General features: G+C 53.4%; 18 protein-coding genes. 14 read left to right on the top strand and 4 right to left on the bottom strand.

The genetic code is table 11. The annotated features are described in order from the left end of the window. Positions 1 to 5: 5 nt before the first annotated feature. Positions 6 to 170, bottom strand: a complete 165-nt coding sequence (locus tag GSQ82_RS09485; RefSeq protein ID WP_158792012.1) for a hypothetical protein — start codon at positions 168 to 170, stop codon at positions 6 to 8. Positions 171 to 511: 341 nt separating this feature from the next. On the opposite strand from GSQ82_RS09485, the gene GSQ82_RS09480 reads away from it, so the two are divergent. Continuing rightward, positions 512 to 1,648, top strand: a complete 1,137-nt coding sequence (locus GSQ82_RS09480; protein WP_254061538.1) for a mechanosensitive ion channel family protein — start codon at positions 512 to 514, stop codon at positions 1,646 to 1,648. Between the two features lie 49 nt (positions 1,649 to 1,697). On the opposite strand, the gene GSQ82_RS09475 is transcribed toward GSQ82_RS09480, so the two are convergent. Together GSQ82_RS09475 and GSQ82_RS09470 are read right to left on the bottom strand one after the other, a co-directional pair. Beyond that, complete coding sequence (locus GSQ82_RS09475) at positions 1,698 to 2,162, bottom strand: response regulator (protein ID WP_158792011.1); 465 nt, start codon at positions 2,160 to 2,162, stop codon at positions 1,698 to 1,700. Positions 2,163 to 2,188: 26 nt separating this feature from the next. After that, positions 2,189 to 3,703, bottom strand: coding sequence for a PAS domain-containing sensor histidine kinase (locus GSQ82_RS09470; protein WP_254061537.1), 1,515 nt, complete (start codon positions 3,701 to 3,703; stop codon positions 2,189 to 2,191). A 194-nt stretch (positions 3,704 to 3,897) separates the two neighbouring features. Between GSQ82_RS09470 and GSQ82_RS09465 the strand changes: the two genes are divergently transcribed. The 9 genes from GSQ82_RS09465 (at position 3,898) to GSQ82_RS09425 (ending at position 9,665) form a co-directional block, all read left to right on the top strand. Then, the gene (locus GSQ82_RS09465; protein ID WP_158792010.1) at positions 3,898 to 4,392 is read left to right on the top strand and encodes a ferritin-like domain-containing protein; all 495 of its coding nucleotides are present in this window, start codon (positions 3,898 to 3,900) and stop codon (positions 4,390 to 4,392) included. A gap of 33 nt (positions 4,393 to 4,425) precedes the next feature. Further along, positions 4,426 to 4,911 (top strand): low affinity iron permease family protein, encoded by a 486-nt coding sequence (locus tag GSQ82_RS09460; protein WP_254061536.1) that lies wholly within the window; start codon positions 4,426 to 4,428, stop codon positions 4,909 to 4,911. After that, complete coding sequence (locus GSQ82_RS09455; RefSeq protein WP_158792009.1) at positions 4,908 to 5,441, top strand: inorganic diphosphatase; 534 nt, start codon at positions 4,908 to 4,910, stop codon at positions 5,439 to 5,441. Before GSQ82_RS09460 ends, GSQ82_RS09455 begins: the two co-directional genes overlap by 4 nt. 8 nt (positions 5,442 to 5,449) lie before the next feature. Further along, positions 5,450 to 5,986 (top strand): hypothetical protein, encoded by a 537-nt coding sequence (locus GSQ82_RS09450; RefSeq protein ID WP_158792008.1) that lies wholly within the window; start codon positions 5,450 to 5,452, stop codon positions 5,984 to 5,986. A 171-nt stretch (positions 5,987 to 6,157) separates the two neighbouring features. Then, positions 6,158 to 6,514: a response regulator gene (locus tag GSQ82_RS09445; RefSeq protein ID WP_371417186.1), complete on the top strand. Its 357-nt coding sequence runs from the start codon at positions 6,158 to 6,160 to the stop codon at positions 6,512 to 6,514. A gap of 120 nt (positions 6,515 to 6,634) precedes the next feature. Further along, positions 6,635 to 7,414 carry a sensor histidine kinase gene (locus GSQ82_RS25680; RefSeq protein WP_371417185.1) on the top strand — a complete coding sequence of 260 codons (780 nt, stop codon included), beginning with the start codon at positions 6,635 to 6,637 and terminating at the stop codon, positions 7,412 to 7,414. Between the two features lie 220 nt (positions 7,415 to 7,634). Then, positions 7,635 to 8,006 (top strand): BON domain-containing protein, encoded by a 372-nt coding sequence (locus GSQ82_RS09435; protein ID WP_158792006.1) that lies wholly within the window; start codon positions 7,635 to 7,637, stop codon positions 8,004 to 8,006. Between the two features lie 48 nt (positions 8,007 to 8,054). Beyond that, positions 8,055 to 8,693, top strand: a complete 639-nt coding sequence (locus tag GSQ82_RS09430) for a DUF3341 domain-containing protein (RefSeq protein ID WP_158792005.1) — start codon at positions 8,055 to 8,057, stop codon at positions 8,691 to 8,693. 288 nt (positions 8,694 to 8,981) lie between these two features. Further along, positions 8,982 to 9,665: a hypothetical protein gene (locus GSQ82_RS09425; RefSeq protein WP_158792004.1), complete on the top strand. Its 684-nt coding sequence runs from the start codon at positions 8,982 to 8,984 to the stop codon at positions 9,663 to 9,665. A gap of 818 nt (positions 9,666 to 10,483) precedes the next feature. On the opposite strand, the gene GSQ82_RS09420 is transcribed toward GSQ82_RS09425, so the two are convergent. Continuing rightward, positions 10,484 to 11,359, bottom strand: coding sequence for a manganese catalase family protein (locus tag GSQ82_RS09420; RefSeq protein WP_158792003.1), 876 nt, complete (start codon positions 11,357 to 11,359; stop codon positions 10,484 to 10,486). A gap of 102 nt (positions 11,360 to 11,461) precedes the next feature. Here GSQ82_RS09420 and GSQ82_RS09415 point away from each other — a divergent pair, with 102 nt between their 5' ends. The 4 genes from GSQ82_RS09415 to GSQ82_RS09400 all read left to right on the top strand — a co-directional run. Then, a complete protein-coding gene (locus tag GSQ82_RS09415) occupies positions 11,462 to 11,617 on the top strand; it encodes a DUF3309 domain-containing protein (RefSeq protein ID WP_158792002.1) in 156 nt (51 codons plus the stop codon). 114 nt (positions 11,618 to 11,731) lie between these two features. Beyond that, entirely contained in the window at positions 11,732 to 12,523 is a 792-nt protein-coding gene (locus tag GSQ82_RS09410) for an SDR family oxidoreductase (protein WP_158792001.1), read from the top strand. Positions 12,524 to 12,697: 174 nt separating this feature from the next. After that, positions 12,698 to 13,336: an SRPBCC family protein gene (locus tag GSQ82_RS09405; protein ID WP_158792000.1), complete on the top strand. Its 639-nt coding sequence runs from the start codon at positions 12,698 to 12,700 to the stop codon at positions 13,334 to 13,336. A 49-nt stretch (positions 13,337 to 13,385) separates the two neighbouring features. Further along, a partial coding sequence (locus tag GSQ82_RS09400) for an alcohol dehydrogenase catalytic domain-containing protein (protein WP_158791999.1) occupies positions 13,386 to 14,106 on the top strand: 721 nt, incomplete at its 3' end.

The following is a 14,106-nucleotide window of genomic DNA, read 5'->3' as shown; positions in this document are numbered from 1 at the left end:
TGCGCTCAAAGCTGCGGATCTGAATATACCTGCGGCTTCCCCCCGGTCCCCTCTGACGTCGTAATCACGGACTCGAGATAGTTCTTCACCGAGCGATTTTGCAGATAGGCGGCGAGCCACCGCGCCGCCGCCGGTTGATCGAACGTAGTCCAGAAGCCCACCGTTGACAAAACGGCCTCTGGCTATTCCCGAATCCGCGGAAAAACGGGCGGAGCCAGCGCCCGGGTGCAGCACGTGGCGCTCGCGGAGGGACTGGAGGCCAAGAGAGGAGCCCCATTTCTCTATCTCTCGGCAGGAAATCGAGGCATCGGCTCAGGAAACTTTTAGACAATCCCGAGAGTATCGACCTCGATCGCACATCGCATTCATTGGTGTAGCAACTCATTATTTGCCGATTTAGAGCCGGTTAGTCGACCGGTGGAATCGAAATCCTAACTTCTGCAATCGATAGCAAATCACAAATCGCGTCTAAGAGAACAGTTTCATCGGACTTCGGAGGAGAATTTTGCCAATGGGTGTCATATTCGCGATGTACACGCATCATCGATGGTTTTTCGTCATCTTTCTTTTCTGCGCCGCGCTATTTTTAGCGAATGCTTTTCACTTTTTACTGTTTCGACTGCTTCGCCGACAAGGGCCGGCAGAGCTAAGAGTCGGCTGGGGTCTGCAGAAACATCTTGGCAGCCCCGCGCGTGCCATTTTTCTGTTGACGTGCGTATTGATCGTGCTGCCGTTTGTGCCTGATCTCCCTGCTGACATCGAACATAAGGTGCAACACGTCATTTTCATGATCGTCGTTGTCGCCCTGGGTTGGTTCTTCACAGGATGCGTGTATGTCGCTCAGGATTTCTTATTGCGCAAATACGATGTGACGGTTGCCGACAATATTCGGGCGAGACGGGTTCATACTCAATTTCAGTTGTTCCGCAGAATCGCAATAACGTTCGTGATCGTTCTGACGATGGGCGCCCTATTGTGGACCTTCGATGATCCGCGGATATGGCACTACGGATCGGGCTTGCTGGCGTCAGCAGGTGTGGCATCACTGATACTGGCGGCGGCGGCAAAGACCACGGCATCCAACTTCCTCGCTGGATTACAGATCGCGCTTACAGAGCCGATCCGAATCGATGATGTTGTCGTGGTCTCCGGAGAATGGGCCCGGGTCGAGGAGATCACGTCGTCCTATGTGGTACTGAAGATCTGGGACCTGCGACGGTTGATCGTTCCGCTAAGTTGGTTCATCGAGAACCCGTTCGCGAACTGGACGAGGCAGAGCGCAAATATCCTGACTACGTCGTTTCTTTACCTCGATTACGAGGTGCCTGTGAAAGAGCTTCGCAAGCAGCTGGAGGTCGTGGTCAGGGCCGCTCCCCAGTGGGATGGCACAGTGATTGGGCTTCAAGTGACGAACCTGACCGATCGCAGTATGGAGATACGCTGCCTCATGGGCGCACCGGATTCAAGCAAGGCCTTTGACCTGCAATGCCTGGTGAGAGAAGAGATGATGGATTGGGTAAGAGAGCATTACCCCACGGCCTTCCCTACGGCAAGATTTGCAGCAGCGAATCGAGAGTCGAAGGCCGAACAACTGCCGGCAGGCTCACTTCCAGAACCGCAGAATATTCCGATGCAGCAAAATGCCTGATTAGCAAACATCAGGACATCCAGAACGGGCACCCCCACCGTTTTGGGAGTCAGTCGTCGCTCTTGAGGAGCTCTATCAATTTAGTAGGGTGAATGGGTTTGGCGACCAACTCAAATTCAAAGCCCTGCCTTTGTCCCTCCAAAAGGATATTTGATATTCCCGCCTGTCCCGAGAAGAGCAGTATTCTTGCGGCCGGATATATCTTCCGGATGGCAATGGCCAACTCGACGCCATTCATTTGCGGCATCAACACATCGGAAAGGAGATAGTCGGGATGAAAGCGTGCCGCCTGGTCCAGGGCTTCCCACCCGTCATAGGCGACCATCACATGGAAACCCGCCAACTCGAGTATCTCAGCCAGGGTATCGGCGATGCGGCGCTCATCGTCTACAACCAGAACTTTGGGCAGACTTCGCTGCTGCTCTTTAGAATCTGCTCCATCCATCAAATTCCTAAAGTGATTTCGGAGAAATTCATCTGCTGCGTGAATGACAATTGAGGACGGCTCGAACATAGATATGACCCAGTTTCAATATTTTATTATTGCTCAGTGGTAAGGCGCGATATGGGAAAGGCAAGAGGGAGAAAGATCGTGATGGTGGTCCCGCTGCTTTCTTTTTCAGTACTGCTCGCGACAGAGATCTGGCCGCCACGCCGCTCCACAAGCTGTCTGGCGACCCACAGACCGATGCCTGTCCCTAGATCGCCCTTCGTCGTAAAGAAGGGCTCGAAGATCCTTTCCAGATGTTCCTGTTTGATCCCAGTCCCACTGTCGCGAATCACGGTCTGAATACCATCTCCTGAGGATCCAAGCACCTTTCGGGTTGAAATCTTCAAAGATCCACCATCGCGCATGGAGTCGATGGCATTTGCGATGATATTCGACAGCACCTGGAGCATCTCCCCCTTACTCACAACGATCTTCTGAAGATCGTTGAATTGAAGGTCCACCGAGATACCGAGGGCGGTCAGTCTGGAATTGTAAACCGCAAGCACGTTTTCGATGAGCGCATGGAGAGCGACCTCGGAGGGTGATCCAGTGTCTTTGTAATAGCCCAGTGTCTGCCGGGCAATATGGGAGACGCGTTCTAGCTCCTCTTCCGCCGTCACGAGATATTGATGGACCTTTCCTTCGACAACACTATGCTGACGTGCCAGATAGATGAGGTTCATTACGGATTCCAAGGGGTTATTAATCTCGTGAGCGATCGTCGCCGCCATCCGCCCCGTGGCCGCGAGTTTTTCCGATTGGATCAGCAGACGCTCGATCCGTTTCCGGTCCGAGATGTCGCGCGCAATCTTTGAGGCGCCCGTCACCTGGCCCGCTCCGTTCCGGATCGGTGAGATCGTTACCGAGACGTCAACGCTTTCACCGCTCTTCTTTCTGCGGGTCGTCTCATAGTGATCTATTCGCTCACCCGCTCTCAACTTCCGCAGAATCTCGTCCTCTTCGTGACGCAACTCATCCGGAACGATTCGCAGGATGGATTGGCCAATTATCTCTTCCGCACTGTAGCCGAACATCCGATGCGCCCCTTCGTTCCAGGTCGAGATAATGCCGTTCAGGTCCTTGCTGACGATGGCGTCATCGGCAGAGTCAACGATAGCCGCCAACCTGAAACGACTCTCGTCGTTCCTCTTGCGTTCGGAAAGATCGCATGCGATTTTGGAGGCTCCGATCACATCTCCGGTTTCGTTTCTCACGTGATAGACCGTTACCAAGACTGGTATGTCTGCTCCGTCCTTTCGGGTCCAGGTGGTTTCGTATGGATCGATTGTTTCTCCCACCTTTAGCCGTCGAAGGAGCTCGTTCTCCGCCTGGTGGAAGTCTGACGGGATAAGCCGCAAAATTGATTCGCCCACGATCTCGTTCTCCTCATAGCCGAACACTCGGGCCGCGGCACGATTCCAGCTAAGGATCCTGCCATCAAGATCCTTCGTGAGTATCGGATCATTCGAGGAGTTGACGAGGGCGGCGAAATGCAATCGGGTATCGATATCGGTTCTTCCGGACTTGCCGGGGGCCGAGAGGGGCATGTCGGGTTCGGATTTCAAGACTTGTAACTCCATCGATGTTGCTTAGAAATTCGGCTCACAGATCTATTTGGCGAAAAACGCGAACCTTCGTCTGTGAAGCGTCTGCATACTAAAGCAATAGTAGGCTCGGCTCTTGCTCACTATATACAACAGTTAGATGCACAAATTCATCTCATGAAGGCGATACAGCTGCAATTCCCAGGAGGAAACCAATGAGCGTTGGAACAATGCAGGAGCTTTTAATCGATGAGTTGAAGGATCTTTACTCAGCGGAAAAACAAATCGTCCGGGCGCTACCCAAGTTGGCCAAAGCCGCGACCACCCCCCAGTTGCAACAAGCGATTCTCAACCATCTGGAAGAGACGAAGGGGCAGGTGATCCGACTCGAAAAGATCGGGGAGTTGGTGGGCAAAAAGCTGACAGGCAAGACCTGTGTCGGAATGAAGGGGGTCCTCGAAGAAGGCTCCGAAGTTCTGGAGGATACGGATAAGGGGACGATTCGTGATGCCGCCCTGATCTCTGCGGCCCAGCGAGTGGAACACTACGAGATGGCGGGATATGGATCCGCCCGAGAGTTTGCAAAGCTGCTGGGTCTATCCGAAGTTGCTTCTCTCCTGGACGAAACCCTGGCCGAGGAGAAGGCTGCCGATAAGACGTTGAGCGGAGTCGCAAAGCAAGTCAATGCGACTGCAAAACGAGAAGGATAGAGTTCACGATAAGTGCAGGAATGAGGAACTCAGTTGGCTAAGATTCGTGTAACCGCCCAGAACACGACCAAAGATACAGTGGGCAAGATATCGACACAAATTGCTGTCGAAACCAAAGGCGATGCCTTCGGCAAGTTCGCAACGACATCGTCCGGTTGGCTCGGATCGAAGTGGGCATTTCTTGGAGCTATTCTGCTGATCGTGATCTGGGCGGCCACGGGATCATTTTTCCACTACTCCGATACCTGGCAACTGGTCATCAATACGGGCACTACGATCGTCACCTTCCTGATGGTCTTCCTGATTCAGAACACTCAGAACCGGGATGCGAGAGCCATCAATCTCAAGCTCAACGAATTGATTCATGCCATTGATGCCGCTGGCGATCAGATGATGGACATTGAGAAGCTGAGCGATGGAGAGCTGGACGTATTGCAGGCGCGATACGAAAAGATACGAGCAGAATGCATCGAGCGTAACAGGCGTAGTTCCCCAGGCAGAAAAGAGGTAGAAGCATGAAATCGCTCGCAGATCCCACAAAGTTGAAACCGATCGATAAAAAAGATGGGCTCTTGCAGGTCATCATCGAAACGCCTGCCGGTAGCCGGAACAAGTTTGCCTACGATCCCGACCAGGGGATCTTCGCGCTCAAGAAGGTCCTCCCGGTGGGCATGGTATTCCCTTATGATTTCGGCTTTCTTCCTCAGACCATTGCGCCGGATGGCGATCCGATCGATGTCTTGCTGCTCATGGACGAGCCCGCTTTTCCGGGCTGCGCCGTTCGCGCCCGCCTCATTGGGGTGATTGAAGGAGAGCAACTTGACGGGAAAGACAAGATCAGGAATGACCGGCTGATCGCGGTGGCCGAAGCGAACCATCAGTATGCGAATATCCAGAGGCTAAAGGATCTTCCCTCGGAATGGTTGGAGGAGGTGCAGGACTTCTTCGTCAACTATCACAATCTCGAAGGGAAGAAGTATCACTTGCTGGGATGCAAAGGTGCAGACACCGGATTGAAGCTGATCAAAAATGCACAGAAGGCCGCATAAAAAGGCCTATGAATCGGGAGTACCACGTACGCGAAGAAATCCTGGTTCGTGCGCCAATGGAGCGTTGTTTTCTATTGTCCACAAGCGTTGAGATTGTCGAGCGAGAACTTGGGATGCATCCGGTCAAAGGGCGCACCTCGGGTCTGGTAGTGGAAGGCGATACCGTGCGATGGGAGGGCTGGCAGTTGGGTCTGCCCCAGTTTCACGAGAGCCTCATTGAACTTTTCGAACCTCTGCTGTTCTTCCGAGACCGCATGATCGCAGGAAGATTTGCCCGATTTGAACATGATCATCATTTCAATGATCGTGGCGATGGAACCGTCCTTCTATCGGACGAACTGCGTTTCGTTATGCAGTGGGGATGGTTTGGGGATCTCATCGGCCAATGGGTATTGGTGCCACATATAGCCGGCCTGATGCGCAAACGTTTCACGTTGCTCAAGACTATCGCTGAAGGTGATGAATGGAAGCGTTATCTCTCAAGGTCGCAAACCAGCTCTTCTGATGTCCAAGGTCCCAGCCATCCGGCGATAATGGAGCAGTGAGCTCGCCAGCTCTCACTTGGTCAAGCATCTGATGATGTGCGACGCATCTTTTCTCTACAGTATTTCGTCTCCTATATAAGACTCATCACGTCTGGAGCGAGAGCCAATGCTAATATCCATTCCTGAGGAATTATTGGGCAGCAAGGTCCAGGAAGCAGAAAGAGGTGTCGGGTGCCAGATACTAGTCGTGTCGTCTTTGTTGTCGATGACGAACCTGTGATTGCACGCACCCTCGCCATCATTTTGAATCAAGCAGGATTCAAGGCGAGCGCTTTCGATAACCCAAACACGGCGATTGCCGCATGTGACGACACAACTCCTGATCTCCTCATCAGCGATGTCATGATGCCCGGAATGACAGGAATTGAATTAGCGATTCACTTCCGGAAAGCGCAGCCTCAATGCAAGGTCTTGCTATTCTCTGGAAAGGCTTCGACAGCGGATCTCCTTGAGGAAGCTCGGGAGCAGGGCTATCACTTCGATCTACTCTCCAACCCGTCCATCCTACGGACCTGCTCGCAAAGCTAAGAGCCTGATTTTCGTTCCTGGCCGATTGGTTGTGTCAACTGGCTGACGCAAGTGGTAACGTGAACATTAGCGTTTGCGCCCCTAGCCAACCTTAAGACATCCAATCTCCTCAGATAGCTCATGCACTCGCCCCCCTCCAATCGCGAATCCTTTGCGGACGAAGGTCAGAAGCTCAAAGCCTGCGAAGAAAATCTCAGACGCTATCACCAACTTGCCTTGGCGGGCAGGTGGGTTGGCGCAACGATGCATGAGGTCAATAATCGTCTTGCAGCCCTCACGAATCTTATTTTCCTGTCCAGGAACCTCGCTGAGCCTTCGTCTCCGAGCATCGACTATCTGGATGAGGCGGACAGCCAGTTACGGGGTCTGGGAGAGATCACGAGTAGAAGCCTAAGCTTCATTCGCCTGGACGGAGAGGCCAAAGAGATTGATCTGGTGGAGTTGGCAACTTCTGCCCTTCGTCTCCACGACCAGCAAATTTCAAAGAACCGAATCAACCTTCAGACTCGATCGGTGGAGACCGCGTTGGTTGCGGTTAAGAAGGGCGAGATCTTTCAGGTTCTCACAAACTTATTATTGAACGCTATCGATGCATTGCCACACTCAGGCAATCTCTTCGTGCGAGTGGCATTACGCCGGAATGTCGCTACTATCACAATCGCAGACAATGGAATCGGCATACCTGAGCACATGCGGCCGACTCTATTCGAATCGTTCAAGAGCAACAAAGTCGAAGGCAACGGCCTCGGCCTTTGGATCGTGAAAGAGATCGTTCAAGGTCATGGCGGAACAATCCAATACCGAAGTAGCTGCGATTCGGGCAGAAGTGGGACTATCTTTCGGATCTCGCTACCGGTTGGATCTCCACGGCATTGGCAAAGTCAAACGCCGAATATGTGAAGTTGAGACTCAAAAAGTCACGAAGTTGAGGGTCAGCTCACCCATCCTTCAATTAGACGAATTCTCCTTCCCGCTCATCGTTGCATTGTGTTCCCTTTGTAATAGTCAATACAGAGGACAACTCGCCATCAGTCCTTCCCGTCACACTATATGAATACATACGGGAAGCTAGATGCGTAAACCCGGTAGGTCAGACGATCCGTCCGACGAAAGGCTCCTCATGAAACATCTCAGTAAGATACCCACCGCTGCCGCGGTGTTGGTCCTTTGCGCTCTCGGACCGGTCTCAATTGCTCATGCTCAGCAGACCGCACCCGATAACTCACAACAGAATAAGAACCAGAGCCAAAACGCCGATAACCAATCGAATGCAACCGCTGATCGCATGACCACAGCAAAGATACGGAAAGCCATCATCGCAGACAAACAGCTTTCGACGTACGCCCACAACGTGAAGATCATCACACTCGATGGCAAGGTCACTTTAAAAGGGCCTGTGAAATCAGAACGAGAGAAGCAGCAGGTCGCATCCGATGCGGCTGCGGTGATCTCCGCCGACAATCTCACGAATCAGCTCACGGTCAAGCAATAAGCCGCGCGCTCATCAACCCCGGATTCGAAAGTTTCATAGGAGCTACACATGTCAAGTAAACACGTTGCAGTGTTCGGTATTTATAAGACCCCCGCTACCGCGGAGGCCGCAGTGGATCACCTTCTGTCGAAGGGATTCACCAACGAATCGATCTCTGTTCTTCTACCCGATGATGAGAGCACACGCGCCTTCGCTCATGAAAAGAGCACCAAGGCTCCCGAAGGCACAGCGACCGGGGTCACGACAGGTGGTGTTATCGGTGGAACCCTGGGCCTGTTGGCGGGCATAGGTGCTTTGGCTATTCCCGGCGTCGGCCCACTCATCGCCGCGGGTCCAATCATGGGAGCACTCGCCGGCCTCGGGGTTGGCGGAGCAGTAGGCGGAATCGTCGGTGCGCTTGTGGGCCTTGGCATTCCGGAATACGAAGCAAAGCGCTATGAGGGTGCGGTCAAGGATGGCGGAACCCTCCTCTCGGTTCATTGCGATACCTCGGAGCAGATCGATGCTGCCAAGGCAGCTCTGAAGGACACTGGCGCTCACGATGTCTCCTCCGCCAACGAAGCGGGCAATGAAGATGCAAAAGGCGGTCGCGGAACCTTTGGAAACATCTCGGAAGGACATCAGGTTGTAGATGGTCGCGTCGATGACGAGCCCGTGGTTGTTGAGAAGGTAACAACACGCTACTAATTGACCGCCAACGCCAGGCAATTCAAGAGTCGGCCTCTCGAGGCTGGCTCTTTTGGCTTAGCTGTCTAAGGTCACTACATGCAACTGACATATCTCTAGCTACCATCCAACTCTCTAGCTATTACTCAGCTGCCTAACTCAATCATGTCCTCACTTTCTCAATCGCAGTTGCTTGCATCGGGCCGATCCCTGGCCTGTGCGCTCATTGTCCTTTGGATCACGGCTCTCTCTGCCTTCTCGGATCCTATTCCGGCAACCCATAAGCAGGGCTCAGTACACGGCTTTCTGTTGCTGAAGACGAACGACGGACGTGTGATCGCGATTGGTGATCAGGTGAATGTCATCCGAGGAGATAAAGTACATTCTCGCCTTGTTTTCCGTTTCCGGGATGGGTCGATCGACGACGAAAGCACTGTCTTTCGTCAGGGTTCTGTCTTTCAGCTTATAAGCGATCATCATATTCAAAAGGGGCCGTCTTTCCCGGAGCCAGTTGACGTGGCCGTTGACGTTCCGGCTGGCGCGGTCACCTGGCGCGAGATGAAGGATGGGAAGGACGAGTTGAAGGTTGAACATATGGACCTGCCATCCGATCTCGTCAATGGAATGGTCTCCATGGTGGTCGAGAACTTTCCAGCGAAGGCGACCGAATTCAAGACCTCATATCTTGCTGTGGCCTCAAAGCCCCGCGTCGTCAAACTCTCGATCAAACCGGATGGTACGGACAGCGCAAGAGTTGGAGGAGGTAGTCGCCGCTCCAATCGATTCAACGTTCATATCGAGCCCGGAGGAGTATCTGGAGTCGTCGCGCCCGTCATCGGTAAACAGCCCGCTGACGTTAAGCTGTGGGTCATTGATGGTGAGGTACCGACATTCGTGAAGATGGAAGGCGAGCTTTACCAGAAAGGGCCGAGGTGGACGATGGTTCTGACAAGCCCAACGTGGGTATCGGAACCCTTTGAGAAGTCAAAATAGACTTTGACACTAACCGATTTATTTGCGGGAACATCGCGGCTAGCCGATTTATCGGAACGAAAGAGCGTTCGATTGCCAGGACCGACTCTGGCTCCGCGCCCTCTCTGGCATTAACTGAATGTAACAACTATTTCAGACGCGTCTGCGTCCCATCAATTGCACGCTGTGCGGGTTGCAGGTATCGATCCGAACGCCCACAACAGAACATCAATATAACTTCTCATCAGTTCGACCTAACTTCAATTTTTGGGGTCGTCGATGCTCCTTTCCAGCAAACTAACCATTCTGCTTGCACTGTCATGTGTGTGTGCTCTTTGCCCCCTCACGTCCCGGGCCCAATCCTTCAGCCCGACGGACGAGCGAGAAATTCGCAACTTTAAACTAACGGACGATTACCTGAATCGCTACAAGGCTGTCCTGGATGAGGCGAAAGATTCCAACTCAGGCCTCGGAGCGATCAATGGTCAGAGCAACGGGCGCGGTGGATTCTTCGTTGAATGAATTAGTTCGCGAACTCGCGCAGGATCCGCGAGAACACACATCTTTGGAGAAATGCGGTTTGAGCCCGAGAGAAGTCGTGCTGGGAGTTATAGTGCTTGTTCGGGCTGGTCGCCGGGACGCACGTAGTCGCGCATTGAGAAGGCCAGGAGAACCTGAAAGCGAATCGATAGCTCCGGACAATCTGGCTTTTTACCGTGCCCACCGAGATCAGATTCTTTCCATGCTGGAAGAGTTTGTCGAAGAACGTTAGAAAAGGGACGATGGAAGAACCAACCACTCTCCATCGCCCTTCGCTACATTTAGCCGTATGTTGCAGATCAGGAACGCTTCTTCGGAGAGGTGCTCTTCCCATCCTTTCCGTTGACGGCCTTCTTCTTACCAATCGCTTCAGCCCCCGGAGAGGTTGTCGCTTTCTGAGCATCGTCCTGCTTGCCCCGATCTTCTCCAGCAATCTTTCCGTTGATGTTGCCGACGGATAGACCCTTTCCTCCTACGAGCTGCGACTCGACGGGGTGAAGTCCAAATGATGAAGTCCATGGTCCATGCATGTCGGTATCACCCTCGGATCCATCTCCAGTAGATCCATTGAAGTACTCGTCCACAATTCCCGGGGTGGGTTTCAGCATACCAATCGAGAATGGCTGTTTCTCCATGCTATCGAGCGCAGCCTGGAATGCTTTCATGTGGGTGATTTCTCTTGTCATCAGGAACTGGAGCGTGTCGATGGAGCCAGGATCGTCGGTGTGGTCGATCAGGCGCTCATAGACAATCTTCGCCCGGGCTTCGGCCGCTATGTTGCTGCGAAGGTCCACATCCAGCTCGCCCGTGATCTTGAGATAGTTCGCCGTCCATGCGTTGCCCATGGAATCAAACAGATTGACACCGCCGCCACCTGCGATCGTGACTAGAGGATCAGCTTCGGCCGCCTCGCGATTCGTCTTCAATGGCTTCAAGTGCATTCGAATGAGAGCGCCCACGACCTCAAGGTGACTTAGCTCTTCGGTTCCAATGTCGAGCAACAAATCGCGGCGACCGAGGTCGTCGACACAGTTCCATCCCTGAATGGTGTACTGCATCGCAGCGGCTAACTCCCCGTTGGCGCCACCAAATTGTTCGAGCAGCATATTGCCGAACCGGACGTCCGGCTTTCCGATATTTACGGTGTACATTAACTTTTTGACGTGATGATACATTTGGAAGCCTCTGTCTTGGTTTACGTGCTGCGTACTCTATGTAAGATGCTCGCTCGCGAACAGCGCGAGAACTGACTCGAAACAGATGCTAGACTTCCGCCTATGCCTCTCATACTCATTCTCTTAGTAGTTCTTTTCGGCGGCGGCGGGTACTACATGGGACCTGGCGTTGGATACTACGGCGGGGGAGGCATCAGCCTGATCCTTGCCTTAGTCGTCATCTACCTGCTCTTTGGACGAGGACGGGGACGAATCTAACTATTCGACTTTGCTCGTGATGACCACGCATGGACCGGACCATCGCGTCCGGTTGCGTCTGCATCTGACTGCGTGGGACGATCGCACGCACATTGAGTTGCAGGAGCAAAGGTCATGGATGACAAGCTGGCATTAGTTACAGGCGCGTCGAGCGGAATCGGTTTCGGGTTGGCGAAGGAGCTGGCAGGCAGAGGTTATGACGTGATCATAGCTTCAGCAGGAGACAGGTTGGCTCCCGCCGCAGCAGAAATTCGCAGCATTGGACATCAGGTAATTGAAGTAAATGCCGATCTCGCCACCCGAGACGGTGTCGATCAGCTATGGTCTCAGATACAGTCGCTCGGTCGGCCACTCGATATCGCCTGCATCAACGCAGGCGTCGGAGTAGGCGGACTATTTTCAGAAACGGATCTGGATGCCGAGCTGAATATGGTCGAACTCAATTGCGTCGGCACGGTACAGTTGGCCAAAGCCGTTGTACGGCATATGAGAGAGCTTGATGCCGGAAAGATCCTCTTTACCGCTTCGATCGCAGGCGAGATGGTAGCACCTCGAGAGGCTGTCTATGCGGCAACGAAAGCATTTGTTCTTTCCTTCGCTCACAGCTTGCGCTACGAGTTGAAAGAGACGGGTATCACCGTCACCGCGCTGCAGCCCGGACCGACGGATACCGATTTTTTCCATCGCGCAGGGATGGACGATACCGAGGTCGGACAGAATGGTAAGTCGGAGAGTCAGCCTGGCGATGTAGCTCATCAGGGTGTCGAAGCATTGCTGGCGGGCAAGGATCATGTCTACGCCGCATCTTTCAAAACGAAGTTAGAAGGTGCGCTAGCCAACGTTGTGCCAGGTAATGTGAAGGGTGCCATGCACGAGAAGATGGCCAAGCCTAATTCGGAAAAGTAACGGGATGCTAAGAGCAAAGATCACCGAGGCCTACTCAACAGGGGCCTCGGTGTTTTGTGTCTGCGGAGGCAGACCACGCGAACCGAGCTTTCTGCGTCTATGTCAGTAGGTCTGTGAGAAAGCCACCAGACAAACCCAAACATTGCGTTGTACGGATACGCAAAGGAGATTGCGATGTCCTCTGCCCTTACGGAAAAGCCGTACGCTGAAGAATTACCCACTACCGGTGCAGCCGGCATGATTCTCAATGGGCGCTATCTGCCTCCTCCCGAAGACAAAGATGGCAAGCTATGGGTCAGGACTTCGGCCTTGGTTCAGGCCTCCCCTGAAGACCTCTACACAATCTGGCGCAACGTCGAACGGGCACCCGCATGGCAAGAACAGATCACTCGGGTCGTCAAAACTGGTGAACGGACCTCCCATTGGGTTATGGAAACAGACGGAAAGACCATTGAATGGGACTCAGAAATCTTAGCGGACGAACCGGGTAAGCGGATCGCGTGGCGATCAACCGGGGGTGATTCAGACAATGCAGGCGAGGTTATCTTTGAAGAGGCTTCAGGCGGTCGCGGCACCATGGTGACAGTGCTGCAGGAGTTCCGCATGGGGAAGCTCGCCAGCGCATGGGAGACCTTCGTGGGCCGTAATCCAAAGCAAGCCGTAATCGAAAATCTGCGGCACTTTAAAGCGCTCGCTGAGGCCGGAGAGATACCAAGAACCCAGGGACAACCTCACGGCGATCGAGGCCTTATCGGAAAAACAAAGGCGTCCACTTATGGTGAGAAGATCCCAACGCCACCAGGCTCGAACTAAGCCGCAATCGAAGCCCACGCAGTTCCAGTTCGCGTAACCGGAGGAAGTCATGAAAGCTGTTTGTTGGATGGGAAAAAGCAAAGTAGAAACACTCACCGTAGCAGATCCGCAGCTACTAAATCCGCATGATGCGATCATCAAGATCACCCGGACTGCGATTTGCGGCTCAGATCTTCATCTGTATGACGGATTCATTCCCACGATGGAGTCAGGAGACATCCTGGGTCACGAGTTCATGGGAATTGTCGAAGAAGTCGGCAAAGACGTGACTAATCTGCGTCGAGGCGATCGAGTGGTGGTGCCGTTCACCATAGCCTGCGGGAACTGTCTCTTCTGCAAGAAGAAGATCTGGGCGGCCTGCGACAACAGCAATCCCAATGCTCACCTGATGGAAGCGGCTTACGGATATTCGGGCTCAGGCCTGTTCGGCTATTCGCATATGATGGGCGGTTACGCCGGTGGCCAGGCGCAGTATGCACGTGTTCCCTTTGCGAATGTCGGTCCATTGAAGATCGAGAGCGATCTTCCCGATGAGAAGGTATTGTTCCTCTCCGATATCTTTCCAACTGGATACATGGCAGCTGAGAATGCGCAGATCCAGCCGGGAGATACCGTCGCTGTGTGGGGCTGTGGACCCGTCGGCCAGTTCGCTATCGCCAGCGCGTTCATGCTTGGTGCAGCTCGAGTGATCGCGATTGATCGTCTGCCCGAACGTCTAGAGATGGCGCGAAGCCTAGGCGCAATCACGGTCGACTATGCGGAGGAGGATG

It is taken from the genome of Granulicella sp. L60 (assembly GCF_009765825.1).
Lineage (GTDB): Bacteria > Acidobacteriota > Terriglobia > Terriglobales > Acidobacteriaceae > Edaphobacter.
This window is presented reverse-complemented; position numbering and strand designations above follow the sequence as displayed.

What these genes read in the sequence shown, in the direction of transcription:
- GSQ82_RS09480 (WP_254061538.1), top strand. Translation starts at nt 512, where the DNA reads ATGGGTGTCATATTCGCGATGTACACGCATCATCGATGGTTTTTCGTC.
- GSQ82_RS09475 (WP_158792011.1), bottom strand. Translation starts at nt 2,162, where the DNA reads ATGTTCGAGCCGTCCTCAATTGTCATTCACGCAGCAGATGAATTTCTC.
- GSQ82_RS09465 (WP_158792010.1), top strand. Translation starts at nt 3,898, where the DNA reads ATGAGCGTTGGAACAATGCAGGAGCTTTTAATCGATGAGTTGAAGGAT.
- GSQ82_RS09455 (WP_158792009.1), top strand. Translation starts at nt 4,908, where the DNA reads ATGAAATCGCTCGCAGATCCCACAAAGTTGAAACCGATCGATAAAAAA.
- GSQ82_RS09450 (WP_158792008.1), top strand. Translation starts at nt 5,450, where the DNA reads ATGAATCGGGAGTACCACGTACGCGAAGAAATCCTGGTTCGTGCGCCA.
- GSQ82_RS25680 (WP_371417185.1), top strand. Translation starts at nt 6,635, where the DNA reads ATGCACTCGCCCCCCTCCAATCGCGAATCCTTTGCGGACGAAGGTCAG.
- GSQ82_RS09435 (WP_158792006.1), top strand. Translation starts at nt 7,635, where the DNA reads ATGAAACATCTCAGTAAGATACCCACCGCTGCCGCGGTGTTGGTCCTT.
- GSQ82_RS09430 (WP_158792005.1), top strand. Translation starts at nt 8,055, where the DNA reads ATGTCAAGTAAACACGTTGCAGTGTTCGGTATTTATAAGACCCCCGCT.
- GSQ82_RS09420 (WP_158792003.1), bottom strand. Translation starts at nt 11,359, where the DNA reads ATGTATCATCACGTCAAAAAGTTAATGTACACCGTAAATATCGGAAAG.
- GSQ82_RS09415 (WP_158792002.1), top strand. Translation starts at nt 11,462, where the DNA reads ATGCCTCTCATACTCATTCTCTTAGTAGTTCTTTTCGGCGGCGGCGGG.
- GSQ82_RS09410 (WP_158792001.1), top strand. Translation starts at nt 11,732, where the DNA reads ATGGATGACAAGCTGGCATTAGTTACAGGCGCGTCGAGCGGAATCGGT.
- GSQ82_RS09405 (WP_158792000.1), top strand. Translation starts at nt 12,698, where the DNA reads ATGTCCTCTGCCCTTACGGAAAAGCCGTACGCTGAAGAATTACCCACT.